This is a genomic window from Serratia sp. CY71090, from assembly GCF_052166845.1.
Classification (GTDB): domain Bacteria; phylum Pseudomonadota; class Gammaproteobacteria; order Enterobacterales; family Enterobacteriaceae; genus Serratia; species Serratia nematodiphila.
Window position 1 is genome coordinate 1 of sequence record NZ_JBJNOA010000013.1, and the last position, 12,836, is coordinate 12,836.

12 protein-coding genes are annotated in these 12,836 nt (G+C 62.0%); 7 read left to right on the forward strand and 5 right to left on the reverse strand.

The annotated features are described in order from the left end of the window. Positions 1–168: 168 nt before the first annotated feature. Together phnX and phnW are read right to left on the reverse strand one after the other, a co-directional pair. Entirely contained in the window at positions 169–978 is an 810-nt protein-coding gene (gene phnX, locus ACJ8OK_RS20665; protein WP_442530940.1) for a phosphonoacetaldehyde hydrolase, read from the reverse strand. A 9-nt stretch (positions 979–987) separates the two neighbouring features. Next, the gene (gene phnW, locus ACJ8OK_RS20670) at positions 988–2,091 is read right to left on the reverse strand and encodes a 2-aminoethylphosphonate--pyruvate transaminase (RefSeq protein ID WP_015377681.1); all 1,104 of its coding nucleotides are present in this window, start codon (positions 2,089–2,091) and stop codon (positions 988–990) included. Positions 2,092–2,245: 154 nt separating this feature from the next. Between phnW and phnR the strand changes: the two genes are divergently transcribed. From phnR to ACJ8OK_RS20695, 5 genes are all read left to right on the forward strand, one after another. Further along, positions 2,246–2,965: a phosphonate utilization transcriptional regulator PhnR gene (gene phnR, locus ACJ8OK_RS20675; RefSeq protein ID WP_261238419.1), complete on the forward strand. Its 720-nt coding sequence runs from the start codon at positions 2,246–2,248 to the stop codon at positions 2,963–2,965. 177 nt (positions 2,966–3,142) lie between these two features. Then, complete coding sequence (locus ACJ8OK_RS20680; RefSeq protein ID WP_033633224.1) at positions 3,143–4,153, forward strand: 2-aminoethylphosphonate ABC transporter substrate-binding protein; 1,011 nt, start codon at positions 3,143–3,145, stop codon at positions 4,151–4,153. A 2-nt stretch (positions 4,154–4,155) separates the two neighbouring features. Beyond that, entirely contained in the window at positions 4,156–5,286 is a 1,131-nt protein-coding gene (phnT, locus tag ACJ8OK_RS20685; protein ID WP_442531015.1) for a 2-aminoethylphosphonate ABC transport system ATP-binding subunit PhnT, read from the forward strand. 1 nt (position 5,287) lies between these two features. Then, positions 5,288–6,151, forward strand: coding sequence for a 2-aminoethylphosphonate ABC transporter permease subunit (phnU, locus tag ACJ8OK_RS20690; RefSeq protein WP_033633226.1), 864 nt, complete (start codon positions 5,288–5,290; stop codon positions 6,149–6,151). 2 nt (positions 6,152–6,153) lie between these two features. Further along, the gene (locus ACJ8OK_RS20695) at positions 6,154–6,957 is read left to right on the forward strand and encodes an ABC transporter permease (protein ID WP_442530944.1); all 804 of its coding nucleotides are present in this window, start codon (positions 6,154–6,156) and stop codon (positions 6,955–6,957) included. A gap of 45 nt (positions 6,958–7,002) precedes the next feature. On the opposite strand, the gene kdgR is transcribed toward ACJ8OK_RS20695, so the two are convergent. After that, positions 7,003–7,794 (reverse strand): DNA-binding transcriptional regulator KdgR, encoded by a 792-nt coding sequence (gene kdgR, locus ACJ8OK_RS20700; protein ID WP_261238422.1) that lies wholly within the window; start codon positions 7,792–7,794, stop codon positions 7,003–7,005. A 230-nt stretch (positions 7,795–8,024) separates the two neighbouring features. On the opposite strand from kdgR, the gene ACJ8OK_RS20705 reads away from it, so the two are divergent. Continuing rightward, on the forward strand, positions 8,025–9,419 hold the full coding sequence (locus ACJ8OK_RS20705; protein ID WP_442530946.1) for an MFS transporter: 1,395 nt from the start codon (positions 8,025–8,027) through the stop codon (positions 9,417–9,419). A gap of 79 nt (positions 9,420–9,498) precedes the next feature. Here ACJ8OK_RS20705 and ACJ8OK_RS20710 read toward each other — a convergent pair whose 3' ends face one another. Beyond that, positions 9,499–10,206 (reverse strand): hypothetical protein, encoded by a 708-nt coding sequence (locus ACJ8OK_RS20710; RefSeq protein WP_442530948.1) that lies wholly within the window; start codon positions 10,204–10,206, stop codon positions 9,499–9,501. Between the two features lie 284 nt (positions 10,207–10,490). Then, positions 10,491–11,375 carry a protease HtpX gene (gene htpX, locus ACJ8OK_RS20715; protein WP_004931482.1) on the reverse strand — a complete coding sequence of 295 codons (885 nt, stop codon included), beginning with the start codon at positions 11,373–11,375 and terminating at the stop codon, positions 10,491–10,493. A 369-nt stretch (positions 11,376–11,744) separates the two neighbouring features. Here htpX and ACJ8OK_RS20720 point away from each other — a divergent pair, with 369 nt between their 5' ends. Then, positions 11,745–12,836: an ABC transporter substrate-binding protein gene (locus tag ACJ8OK_RS20720; RefSeq protein ID WP_442530950.1), complete on the forward strand. Its 1,092-nt coding sequence runs from the start codon at positions 11,745–11,747 to the stop codon at positions 12,834–12,836.

The window sequence follows — 12,836 nt, forward strand, 5'->3', positions numbered from 1 at the left end:
GGTGATTTCCTTCTTACTTGTGGTGAGTAAGCTGGAATATTCCGGCATGGGTTTCCTTCAGGCTAGAGCCTCACAGGTTCAATCACCACCTCCTTAGGAGGTGGTTTAAGGCTTACAACGAAAAAACCGGGGATAATCCCCGGTTTTTTTATGCCCCGCGTTCGGTCGTTACGGTCGCTCGCCGTTGGCCAACCGCCGGTTGATGTCGGCGATCGCTGCCGGCAATTGCGCCAGCGTGTCTATCACATAGTGCGCGCCCGCCGCGTACAGCTTATCGGCGGCCGCCGCGCGGCGGCGCTCTATCTCGCCTGCCGTCATCCGGCGATACTCCTGCCAGGTGGCGCCGAACTCGTTGCCGGACAGCGCCAGCCCGACGCTCCACATCCCGGCGTTCAGCCCTTCGGCAATGCCCGGCACCGCGTCATCCACCTTCACGCAATGCGCCACCGCATTGATGCCCAGCGCGATCGCGTTCTGCAACGCCATCCACGGCCCCGGTCGGCCGCCGGCTGCAAGATCGTCGGTGGCGACCCAGTAATCCGGCGCGTAGCCGCGCTGCGCGGCGGCGGGCACCAGCACCTCCATCACCGCGCGCGGATAGCCGGAGCAGGAACCGATTTTAATCCCCTGCTCGCGCAAAGCGGCAATCACCTGCGGCACGCCCTCGATGGGATCGGCGAAGTCGACCACTTTGGCGATTTGCAGCGGCATAAACGCCTGATACAGCGCGTCAATGTCCTGATGGCTCATCGAGCGTCCCAGCTTCTGCCGCCAGCGCGCGTCGACCGCCGGCAGCTTGCCCAGCGCCTCGATGTGCTGCCATTTGCCCAGCCCCATCGGAATGCGCGCCTCCGCCAGGCTGATGTCGATATCGAAGGTTTGCTTGAACGCCTCGACGAAAATCTGCGTTGGCGCAAAGGAGCCGAAGTCCACCGTGGTGCCCGCCCAGTCGAGGATCACTGCGTTGATCTGTTTCATGGTCAATCCTTATTGATTCCAGTACATCGCCTGCCCGACGGCCGCCAGCAAACGTTCGATATCTTGCGGATAGATTTCACCGATGTTGCCGATACGGAAGCAGTCGCTCTGCGACACTTTACCGGGATAAATCACGAAGCCTTGTTGCTTGAGACGCTGATAAAACTCGGCGAAGCGGTATGTATCAGCCTTTGGCGAATAGAACGCGGTGATGATCGGCGAGTGCAGCGCATCGTCCAGCAGGGTCTCAAAACCCAGCTCGCGCATACCCGCCACCAGCCGCCGCTGATTGGCCTGATAGCGGTGGTGGCGCGCGGCAATGCCGCCCTCTTGTTCCAGCTCTTTCAGCGCCTGCGCGAAGGCCAGCACGGTGTGGGTCGGCGACGTAAAGCGCCATTTGCCGGCCTGATCCTCCATACAGCGCCACTGAGCATACAGATCCAGCGACAGCGAGCGTGAACGGCCGGCACATTTCTCCAGCTCGCTGCGGCGGGCGATGACGAACGCGAAGCCCGGCACGCCCTGAATGCATTTGTTGGCGGAGCTGATCAGAAAATCGATGCCCAGCGCGTCCACATCCAACGGGATGCCGCCAAAGCTGCTCATGGCGTCGACGATAAAGGTCTTGCCATTGCGCGCCGCCAGACCAGCGACCTTCTGCAGCGGGTTGAGCATGCCGGTGGTGGTTTCACAGTGCACCATGGCGATATGGCTGATGCGCGCATCGCTTTTCAGCACCGCCTCCATCGCCGCCACGTCCGGTTCATTCACCTCACCGCAGTCAAAGGCGTGGTGGTCGATATCCATCAGCCGCGCCATTTCGATCATCCGCGCCCCGTAGGCGCCGTTGTTGACGATCAGCAGCTTGTCGTGCGGGCCGATGACCGTGCCCAGCACGCCCTCTACCGCGAAGCTGCCGCTGCCTTGCAGCAGCACCGAGGTATAACCGGCAGACGGCGTCGCCAGCGCCACCAACCGTTGGCGAATGCGCTGCACCACGCCGAGGTTGTAATCTTCATCCCAGGTGCAGCTGTCATACAGCATCGCCTCTTTCACCGTTTTCGACGTGGTCAACGGGCCGGGGGTCAACAGCAGGTAGTTACGATCGGACATGTTATTCACCTATTGGTCTATACCAGATTGCGATCATTGTGGCGGCAAATTCCTGCCCCGGTCAAACGACAAAGCGCGGTGAAACAAAAAATTCATCTGGCTATGTATAATAAGCGCGTGCCGGAATGTCGGGCCGATGCCATAGCGAGATGAAATGAAAGAACATCAGGGCGATATGCCTCACTACCTGCAGATCAAGGATCAGCTCCAGGCGCGCATCACCCGCGGCGCGCTGCAGGCCGGCGATAAGCTGCCTTCGGAGCGCGAGCTGTGCGCCATCTTCTCCACCACCCGCGTCACCATTCGCGAAAGCCTGGCGCAATTGGAAGCCACCGGCGCCATCTACCGCGCCGATCGCCGCGGCTGGTTCGTCACGCCGGAACGGCTGTGGCTGGATCCGACGCAGAACACCAACTTCCACCGTCTCTGTCAGGAGCAAGGGCGCACACCGCGCACCGCGCTGCTGTCCAGCGAAAAAACCACGGTGCCGCTCGACGTCATGCAGCCGCTGGCGCTCGAACCGTTCGATCAGGTGTATCTGCTGCGCCGCGTGCGCTATGCCGACGGCCGCGCCATCTGCTATTGCGAGAACCACTGCCTGCCGCAGCGGGTGCCGGAACTGCTCAGGCACGATCTCAACGGCAGCCTGACCGAGGTTTATCAACAGCATTACGATTTGATTTACAGCAACATGCACCTGTCGTTCTACCCGACCGCCCTGCCTTACCGCGCCGCCAACGCGCTCGGCGCCATGGTCGGCCTGCCCGCGTTGCTGCTGCGTCGACTGAATTACGATCAGCACGGCCGCATCCTCGATTTCGATATTGAATACTGGCGCCACGACAGCCTGCGCATCGAAGTCGATACGCTCTAACCTCGATTATCACGGGGCCGGCGCCCGCCGCCCCGCCTTCCTCACCCACGCTCGATCCCCCTTTTAAGGCAAATATATTTTGCCGCTTTCATTTGTTTGTCATATTTGCCGATTAGCTTGGCCGCATATCTGGTGTATACCAGTTTCGCATTAACCCGCAACAGTGAGGCTGAAGCTATGAAATTTTCTCGTCTGGTCGTGATGACCGCCATCGCACTCGGCGCCGCGCCGGCCTGGGCCGCCGATGCGGTGGTGACCGTCTACTCCGCCGATGGTCTGCACGACGGCGATCACAGCTGGTATCAAACCCAGTTCGACGCCTTCACCCAGGCGACCGGCGTCAAGGTGCAGTACGTCGAAGGCGGCTCCGGCGCCATCGTGGAGCGCCTGTCGAAGGAGCGCAGCAACCCGCAGGCCGACGTGCTGGTGACGCTGCCGCCGTTCATCCAGCGCGCCGCCGCGGAAAAACTGCTGCAGGACTTCACCCCGCAGGATGCGGCGCAGATCGCCGACGCCCATCCGCAGTTCGTGCCACTGGTGAACAACTACCTGAGCTTCATCTATAACGCCAAACTGCTGCCGCAGGCGCCTGCCAGCTATCAACAGCTGCTGGACGCGCAGTTCCGCAATAAGCTGCAGTACTCCACGCCGGGCCAGGCGGGTGACGGCACCGCGGTGATGCTGCAGGCGTTTCACAGCTTCGGCAGCAAAGACGCCGGTTTCGACTACCTCGGCAAGCTGCAAAGCAACAACGTCGGCCCTTCGGCCTCCACCGGCAAGCTGACCGCGCTGGTCAATAAGGGGGAGCTGCTGGTGGCCAACGGCGATCTGCAGATGAACCTGGCGCAGATGCGCAGCAACCCGAACGTGAAGGTGTTCTGGCCGGCCGGGCCGGACGGCAAACGCAGCACGCTGGTGCTGCCTTACTACATCGGCCTGGTGCAAGGCGCGCCGCAAAGCGCCAACGGCAAAAAGCTGATCGATTTCCTGCTGAGCAAAGAAGCGCAGAGCAGCGTCAGCGCCATTTCCTACGGCATGCCGGTGCGTAAGGATGTCACCCCGACCGACGATAACTTCAGGCAGTCGCAGGCCGCGCTGCAGGGTGTAGAGATCTGGGCGCCGGACTGGAACCAGGTGGTGAGCAGCCTGTCCGCCGATATCTCCCGCTGGCACAAGGTGACAGAATGACGCTGACCATGCCTTCTACCCTCACTTCCCGCGCCGAGGCGCGGGATAGCAGCCTCGACATCGCCGGGCCGTCGGGCATTCAGCTCGACCGCGTCAGCGTGTCGTATCGCGGCACCGAGGTGCTGAAACCCCTGACGCTCACCATCGCCCCCGGCGAAGTGCTGGCGCTGATCGGCCCCTCCGGCTCGGGTAAAACCACCGTGCTGCGAGCGATCGCCGGCTTCGTGCAGCCCTCCGCCGGGCGTATTGCCATCGGTGACGTCGATGTCACCGACGTGCCGCCCTATGAGCGCGGCCTGGGCATGGTGGTACAGAACTACGCGCTGTTTCCGCATATGCGCGTCGAGGACAATGTGGCGTTCGGCCTGCGCGCGCAGGGCAAGCCGCGCGGCCTGACCGCCGAGCGCGTCGAAGAGGCGTTGGCCATCGTCGGCATGTCCGCCTACGCCAAGCGCTATCCCAACCAGCTCTCCGGCGGCCAGCAACAGCGGGTGGCGATCGCTCGCGCCATCGCGGTGCGCCCCAAAGTATTGCTGCTGGATGAGCCGCTGTCGGCGCTGGACGCGCAAATCCGCCACAGCATGGTGGAAGAGATCGCCCGCCTGCACCGCGAGCTGCCGGATCTGACCATCCTGTACGTCACCCACGATCAGGGCGAAGCGCTGACGCTGGCGGACAAGATTGGCATCATGCGCGACGGCCATCTCATCGCCCACGGCGAAATCCGCGCGCTGTACCATCATCCGACGAACCGCTTCGCCGCCGAGTTCCTCGGCCGCGCCAACCTGCTGCCGGCTACCGCCCTGGAAACTACCGCGCAGCAAGGCATGACCACCGTCAGCTGCGCCGGCAAAGTGATCGGCTGTTTCACTTACGGCGCACAACGCGGCTTCGACAAGCTGCTGTGCATCCGGCCACAGCACATTGCGCTCGATGCCGATGCCCAGCGCAGCAACTGCATCATCGGCACGCTGCATGATATTCATTGGCAGGGAGAGTTGACGCACCTGCAGTTCGACGCGGAAGGCCATCCGCTGCGCGTGGTCACCACTCATCGCAGCCGGATGCCGCAGATCGGCGAGCGCGTGCCGCTCTACTTCGCCCCCGACGATGCGGTACTGATCGAGGACTGACATGACCGACTCTACGCTTATTCGCCCGGCCCTGCGGCTGCGTTTGCCGCGCCGCCTGTGGATCCTGTTGCCGCTGCTGGTGCTGGCGACGCTGTTTTTCTACCCGTTGGCGCTGATCGTCAAACAGGCGTTTACCGACGATCAAGGGCTATTCAGCGCCGCCGCGCTGCAACAGGTGTTCGAATCCCGCCGCTTTGTCGGCGCTCTGCTCAACACGCTGCAGATTGCGCTGCTGGCGACGCTGGGCTGCCTGGTGCTCGGCACCCTGCTGTCGCTGCTGCTGGTGTTCACGCCGTTCCCCGGCAGCCGACTGATCGCCCGGGTGATCGATACCTTTATCGCCATGCCGACCTTCCTCATCACGCTGGCCTTCACCTTTATCTACGGCTCCGCCGGCCTGCTGAACGGCACGCTGATGGCGACCTTTGGTTTCACCCTGCCGCCGGTGGACTTTCTTTACTCCATCTGGGGCGTGATCCTGGCGGAAATCACCGTGTTTACGCCGCTGGTGATGCGCCCGCTGATGGCGGCGCTGTCACAGATCGACCGCAGCCAGCTCGAGGCCGCCAGCATCCTCGGCGCCCGGCCGGGGCGCGTGGTGCGCCAGGTGATTTTACCGGCCGCGCTGCCGGCCTTGCTGGCCGGCGGCAGCCTGTGCCTGCTGTTGACCACCAATGAGTTCGGCATCGTGCTGTTTATCGGCGCCAAGGGCGTCACCACGCTGCCGATGATGGTCTACGCCAAAGCGATTCTGGAGGCGGATTACGCCGTCGCCTGCACCATCGCCGTGGTGAATATCGCGCTGTCGCTCGGGCTGTTCTCCCTTTACCGCTACGCCGCGGCGCGCGCCGGGCTGAGGAACTGACGATGTTGATTTGGTCTCGCACCGGCCGCACCCTGACCTGCACGCTGACGGTCACGCTGTTCGCCCTGTTCTTCTGCCTGCCGCTGGCGGTGATCCTGATGTCCAGCCTCAGTGAACAGTGGAACGGCGTGCTGCCGAGCGGCTTCACCCTCAACCACTTCCGCCAGGCGTTCAGCGGCGCCTCCTGGGACGCGCTGGTCGCCAGTCTGGCTATCGGTTTCAGCGCCAGCCTGTTCGCGCTGCTGTGCGGCACCTGGGCGGCGCTGGCGCTGCGCCACCATCAGGGGCGCGGCCAGCGGCTGCTGGACACGCTGTTTTTCATTCCCAGCGCGGTGCCTTCGGTCTCTATCGGTTTGGGGATGCTGGTGGCGTTCAGCCAGGGGCCGCTGCAGATGAACGGCACCTTCCTGATCGTGCCCGCCGCCCACTTCGTGCTGATTTCCGCCTTTACCTTCGGCAACGTGATGGCCGGGCTGACCCGGCTGCCTGGCGACTACGAGAACGTCGCCGCCAGCCTGGGCGCTTCGCCGCTGTTCCGCCTGCGTCACGTCACCCTGCCGATGATCGCCCCCTACATGATCTCCGCCTTCGCACTCAGCCTGTCGCTGTCGATGGGGGAGCTGGGCGCGACCATGATGATCTACCCGCCGAGCTGGGCGACGCTGCCGGTCACGATCTTCAGCCTGACCGATCGCGGCAGCATCGCCAACGGCGCGACGCTGACCATGATCCTGGTGGCGGCCACGCTGTTGCTGATGCTGATGCTGGAGCGGATTTCTCAGCGGCTGACGCCCGGCGCGAAATAACAACAAGGCGCTGCCATGGCAGCGCCTCGCTCATCGAAATGACGGTCAGAACGGGTAGTCGTGATAGCCCTGCTGCTCGGAAATGCGCCGGGCGGCGACGTGCAGCAACGCCACATACTCCTCCCGCGCCGCGTCGGAAAAGCGCAGCGTCGGGAAAGAGATGCTCAGCCCGGCGATCGCCACCCCGAACCTGTCAAAGACCGGCACCGCGATGCAGCGGATCCCCGCCTCCTGCTCTTCGACATCTTCGCCGAATCCCTGCTCACGCACCCGCTCCAGCACCGGCAACAGTTCGGCGGCGCTGGTCAGGGTATGCTCGGTGCTGCGGATAAATTCAATCTGCGACAGGATCTGCGCTACCTCCTCCCGATCGCGCCAGGCCAGCAGCACTTTACCGATGGCGGTGCTGTGCAGCGGGTTGCGACGACCGATGCGCGAATACATGCGCAGGTTGTACATCGCGTCGATCTTGTGGATATAGACAATGCCGTCCTCATCCAGGGCGCCGAGGTGGATGGTTTCGCGGGTGCGGTTCGACAGTTCGCGCATCTGCACGTCGGCGCTGCGGATCAGATCGACGTTCTGCAACGATTTGGCGCCCAGTTCGAACAGCTTGAGCGTCAGCGCATACTTTTCCGTCTCGCCTTCCTGCGAGACGTAGCCCAGCGCTTTCATGGTTTGCAGAAAACGGTAGACGGTGCTTTTGGACATCATCACCCGCTGGGACAGTTCGGTAATGCCAATCTCGCGCTCATCGCCAAGCGCCTGCAAAATGCCGAACACCTTCATCACGGATGAGACGGCATCCGGTTGCTTGTCTGAATCTGCGTTAGCCATGGTGAATGCCCTACTTAACGGTTTTGTTTCAGGAAATTTAAACAAGGGTTTCAGTATAATCGGAACAGATCGCGGCGCGCAACGCGGCTGAACGCTAAGCGATTGAAGCCAAATGGATAACCCCGGCCCGCTCACCGCTATTTACAATTAAGCGGGCAACGGGCATGCAATCACGGGCGAATATGATTAGCATGATAATACTCCCCTGAATAAATACCGCTGAGACCAACATGCGTCCTTGTTCCGACGGCCTCCCCGTCCCGCAACGCTATGGGGCGATCCTCGCCATCGCCCTCGGCGTTACCGTATCGGTGCTCGACGGCGCGATAGCCAACGTGGCGCTGCCCACCATCGCGCGCGATCTCAACGCCAGCCCGGCCAGCTCCATTTGGGTGGTCAACGCCTATCAGTTGGCGATCACCGTCTCTCTGCTGTCGCTGGCCTCGCTCGGCGATCTGGTCGGCTATCGCCGCATCTATCAGGCCGGATTGCTGGTGTTCAGCATCACCTCGCTGTTTTGCGCCCTGTCCGACTCGCTGCTCACGCTGACCATCGCCCGCGTATTGCAAGGCTTTGGCGCCGCCGCCATTATGAGCGTCAACACCGCGCTGATCCGCATCATCTACCCGCAGCGTTTTCTCGGCCGCGGCATGGGCATCAACTCGCTGATCGTCGCCTGCTCCTCGGCGGCCGGGCCGACGGTGGCGGCCGCTATCCTGTCGGTCGCGTCCTGGCAGTGGCTGTTCGCCATCAACCTGCCGATCGGCATCGTCGCGCTGCTGCTGGGGATGAAATTCCTGCCGGCCAACGGCCAGAAAAGCGATAATCGCCGTTTCGATCCCGCCAGCGCGGTGCTGAACGCGCTGACTTTCGGCCTGCTGATCACCGCCATCAGCGGCTTCGCCCAGGGCCAGAGCCTGACGCTGATCTTCAGCGAGATTGCCGCGCTGCTGGCGATTGGCGCGGTGTTCGTGCGCCGCCAGTTGCGCCAGGAATTTCCGTTGCTGCCGGTCGATCTGCTGCGCATCCCGATCTTCGCCCTGTCGATGGGCACCTCAATCTGCTCGTTCGCCGCGCAAATGCTGGCGATGGTGTCGCTGCCGTTCTTCCTGCAAACCGCGTTGGGACGCGACGAGGTGGCGACCGGGCTGCTGCTGACGCCGTGGCCGCTGGCGATCGTGGTGATGGCGCCGATCGCCGGCCGGCTGGTGGAGCGCGTGCACGCCGGCCTGCTGGGCTGCATTGGGCTGGCGGTGTTCGCGCTCGGGCTGTTTTCGCTGGCGCTGCTGCCGGCGGCGCCGTCGAATATGGACATCATCTGGCGCATGGTGCTGTGCGGCGCCGGCTTCGGCCTGTTCCAGTCGCCCAACAACCACACCATCATCTCCGCCGCGCCGCGCAACCGCAGCGGCGGCGCCAGCGGCATGCTGGGCACCGCCCGCCTGCTGGGGCAAACCTCGGGGGCCGCGCTGGTGGCGCTGATGTTCAACCTGTTCCCTACCTCCGGCACCCACGCTTCACTGATCCTGGCAGGCGTGTTCGCTACCCTGGCGGCGGCGGTCAGCAGCCTGCGCATCACTCAACCGACGACACAAACGGCGCAGCCCAGCCGCGAGGTGAAATAGCGGGCATAGAAAGAGCCGGGCCCCAATCCGATGTGGCCTGCCTGAGCCGGGCCACGTCGAGTGCGATGCAGGCCTGGCGTCAGTCGCCGCTCCTCAAAGGGCTGCGGCCTTGTCGTAGACACGCTAAATAGGCGTCGTCATCCGGATACCAGCCAACAAGGCGTTGGCCGTCGTTATCCACCCCCTCGAAGCCCTTCAGTAAGCCGGGGGCGAACATGCGCTTGATCAGATCTTCGGCCTGAGCGCTGTCGATGCGGCAATCGCAGCGCGTGTTTCCGTCAACCTGAACGAAGTTCTGCAACGAAGCGAGACACCGCGCATCGAGATCGCCATGGACATGGATAAACTCCCCCGTCTCTACCAGGGTGAGCGCGGTCAGATCTCCCCCCACCACGAACGCACCGTCGTTTCCTGAGCTGCAATAGGCATGGCGTATGCGGACATCATCACGCACGACCAGTCCGCCCCAGCAAATCAGCGTATCCGCCTGCAGCCGCCCCAGCACAACAATGCCGCCGTCCTCGCGCTGCGGCGATACCGCCAGGCATCCTTCCACGATCATATCGCCATCCACGATCAGGTAATCGTAATCGTGGCTGTCGTGTTCGTCGGGGAAAAATACCGGGAGGTGAAGATCGCCTGAATGCCAGCGAATAGCTGGCCGTTCAGCATCGTCATCATGCCGGTTGAACAGTTCCGCAACCGCATCGGCGATACCGCCTGTCAATTCCGCCAGGCGCGCCGGTAGCTCATCACCGTTGAGCAAGGGAAGGTGGTTGATTTTCATAGGGCCTCAGGGACAAGTGTCATTGCGCCAAAGCATATAACATGCGCTTCCAAAGCCAAACAGCCGGTCGTCACTCAGCCAGGATGCGGCTTACCCTCTTTCATGGTCGTCTCGCTCCGCGGCGGTAAACACACAGAGAGGCCGACAGGCGTTATTCGAAGGCGGGCTTTATGGACTTCGGGGGGCTCTTGCACCGCGTTAACCCCCGTCGACGCTGAAAAAGCTGTTCAGGCATGCCATAAAAAAACCCCGGCAAGCCGGGGTTTTTCATTTCATTCAGCCGATTACTTCAGGTACTGGCCGGTACGCAGCGCTTCGATACGCTTGTCTAGCGGCGGGTGCGACATGAACAGCTCGCTGAACGACTTGGATTTACCATTAATGCAGAACGCCATCATGCTGCCCGCTTCCTGCGGTTCATAGCTGGTTTTCAGACGCTGCAAGGCGGCGATCATCTTCTCGCGGCCCACCAGTTTGGCGGAGCCGGCGTCGGCGTAGAACTCGCGGTGACGCGAGAACCACATGGTGATGATGCTCGCCAGGATGCCGAACACCAGTTCCAGCACCATCGACACGGCGAAGTAAATCATCGGGTTGCCGTTGCCTTCCCCTTCGCCATCACCGTCGCGGTTGCCGAGGAAACCGGCGGCGACCTGCGCGATAAGGCGCGAAATGAAGATCACGAAGGTGTTCACGATGCCCTGAATCAGGGTCATGGTCACCATATCGCCGTTGGCGACGTGGCTGATTTCGTGCGCAATGACCGCTTCCGCTTCGTCGCGGCTCATGCTCTGCAACAGGCCGGTGCTGACGGCGACCAGCGAGGCGTCGCGGCGGGCGCCGGTGGCGAAGGCGTTGATGTCCGGCGCGTGGTAGATAGCGACCTGCGGCATGGCGATGCCCGCCTGCTGCGACTGACGGCGCACCGTTTCCAGCAGCCAGTTTTCGGTTTCGTTACGCGGTTGTTCAATCACTTCCCCGCCGACGGAGCGCAGCGCCATCCACTTGGACATCAGCAACGACACGAAAGCGCCGCCGAAGCCGAACAGACCGGCCATGATCATCAGGCCCTGAACGCTACTGGATTGGATTCCTGTCAGGCTGAGCACCAGCCCGAAAACCAACATCACCGCCAGGTTGGTGAGCAGGAACAGAGCTATACGCATCATAAAATGTTTACTTCCTCATAAATGTTAACAAAACGCTGTCCAAGATACCCTAGATCGTATGGGCATTCGTCACAGTTTCAAGAGTCGCGCGCCATTAACCTACTAAAAATACGAAACTTTACAAAAACGACGCGCGTCCGGGATTTGGCAAATTGTAAACGATTGTTGCGCAAGGCGGAGGGATTTTGCAGAAAAATTTCTTTGCCCGCACGCCATGACAACGAGAAACGTTATCCTCACGCTTTATAGGCCAATATCCGCTCGGCGCGCTTCATCATGCCCCGCCGGATTCAGCGGCGATGAAAGTTTGAATCTCGCGATTAATTGTTACATTATAACATCACAATTAATCGTAAAGGGATGTCAATCATGTTATCGCGTATCGTCTGGATGCTGGCGACGTGGCTGCTTTTCTGCCAGGTCGCGCACGCGGAAATTCACCTCACCGACGTTGAAGGACGCCAGGTTACCCTGACCGCCCCCGCACAGCGCGCCTATATCGGCTTTTACTACGAAGATTTTCTGGCGGTGAACGGCCCGGAGAGTTATCAACAGGTCGTCGCCTTCTCCAAAAGCGACTGGGCGTTGCGCGCCAGCCAATGGGCGCGCTATCAGGCGGCGCTGCCACTGCTCGCTCAACTGGTCGATGTCGGTTCGCTCTATAACCAGAGCTTCGATTTTGAACGCCTGCTGACCACGCGACCAGACCTGCTGATCCTGGCGAAGTGGCAGCTCGACGGCTTCGCCAACTTCCTGCCGGTGCTGCAACAGCTCAACATTCCTTACATCGTCGTCGACTTCAATCAGGGCGTTGAAGTCAAGCTCGCCAGCATCCGGTTGATGGGCCAGGCGATGGGCCACGCCGAGCGAGCGGAACGGCTGGCCGACGAATATCGCCAAAGCCTCGAGGATACCCGGCGGCGCATCCGCCAGGCGCAGCAGCAGCCGCCGGTCACCTACATTGAGCTGGGGGACAAGGGCCCCGGCGAGTACGGCAGCAGCTATGGCGCATCGATCTGGGGGCCGCTGCTGCAGCTGGCCGGCGCCGACAATATCGCCGCCGGCGTCGTCGGCAGCCCTTCCCCCTTGCGCGCCGACTATGTCCTGACCCAACGGCCCGAGGTGATTTTTCTCGCCGGTGGCGACTGGGAAAACATGCCGAACGCCGTGCCGATGGGCTACGGCACGCAGGCAGCCCCCCTACAGACGCGCCTGACGCAATACGCCCGGCGGGCGGGATGGCCGCAGCTGCCGGCGGTAAAAAATCAGCGTCTTTATGCGCTTTACCATGGCGGCGCGCGCACGATATACGACTTTATCTTTGTCCAGTATCTGGCGAAAGCGCTCTATCCCGCCGCGTTTGCCGATGTTGATCCCGCGCGCAATCTGGCGCAGTTCTACCATCAATATTTGCCGATAGAGGCGGACGGCGTCTTCTTGCAACGCTGGCAAGGAGAATAA

Excerpts from the sequence above, each read along its gene's own strand:
- phnX (WP_442530940.1), bottom strand. The coding sequence starts at position 978 with ATGAAACAGATCAACGCAGTGATCCTCGACTGGGCGGGCACCACGGTG.
- phnW (WP_015377681.1), bottom strand. The coding sequence starts at position 2,091 with ATGTCCGATCGTAACTACCTGCTGTTGACCCCCGGCCCGTTGACCACG.
- phnR (WP_261238419.1), top strand. The coding sequence starts at position 2,246 with ATGAAAGAACATCAGGGCGATATGCCTCACTACCTGCAGATCAAGGAT.
- ACJ8OK_RS20680 (WP_033633224.1), top strand. The coding sequence starts at position 3,143 with ATGAAATTTTCTCGTCTGGTCGTGATGACCGCCATCGCACTCGGCGCC.
- phnU (WP_033633226.1), top strand. The coding sequence starts at position 5,288 with ATGACCGACTCTACGCTTATTCGCCCGGCCCTGCGGCTGCGTTTGCCG.
- ACJ8OK_RS20695 (WP_442530944.1), top strand. The coding sequence starts at position 6,154 with ATGTTGATTTGGTCTCGCACCGGCCGCACCCTGACCTGCACGCTGACG.
- kdgR (WP_261238422.1), bottom strand. The coding sequence starts at position 7,794 with ATGGCTAACGCAGATTCAGACAAGCAACCGGATGCCGTCTCATCCGTG.
- ACJ8OK_RS20705 (WP_442530946.1), top strand. The coding sequence starts at position 8,025 with ATGCGTCCTTGTTCCGACGGCCTCCCCGTCCCGCAACGCTATGGGGCG.
- ACJ8OK_RS20710 (WP_442530948.1), bottom strand. The coding sequence starts at position 10,206 with ATGAAAATCAACCACCTTCCCTTGCTCAACGGTGATGAGCTACCGGCG.
- htpX (WP_004931482.1), bottom strand. The coding sequence starts at position 11,375 with ATGATGCGTATAGCTCTGTTCCTGCTCACCAACCTGGCGGTGATGTTG.
- ACJ8OK_RS20720 (WP_442530950.1), top strand. The coding sequence starts at position 11,745 with ATGTTATCGCGTATCGTCTGGATGCTGGCGACGTGGCTGCTTTTCTGC.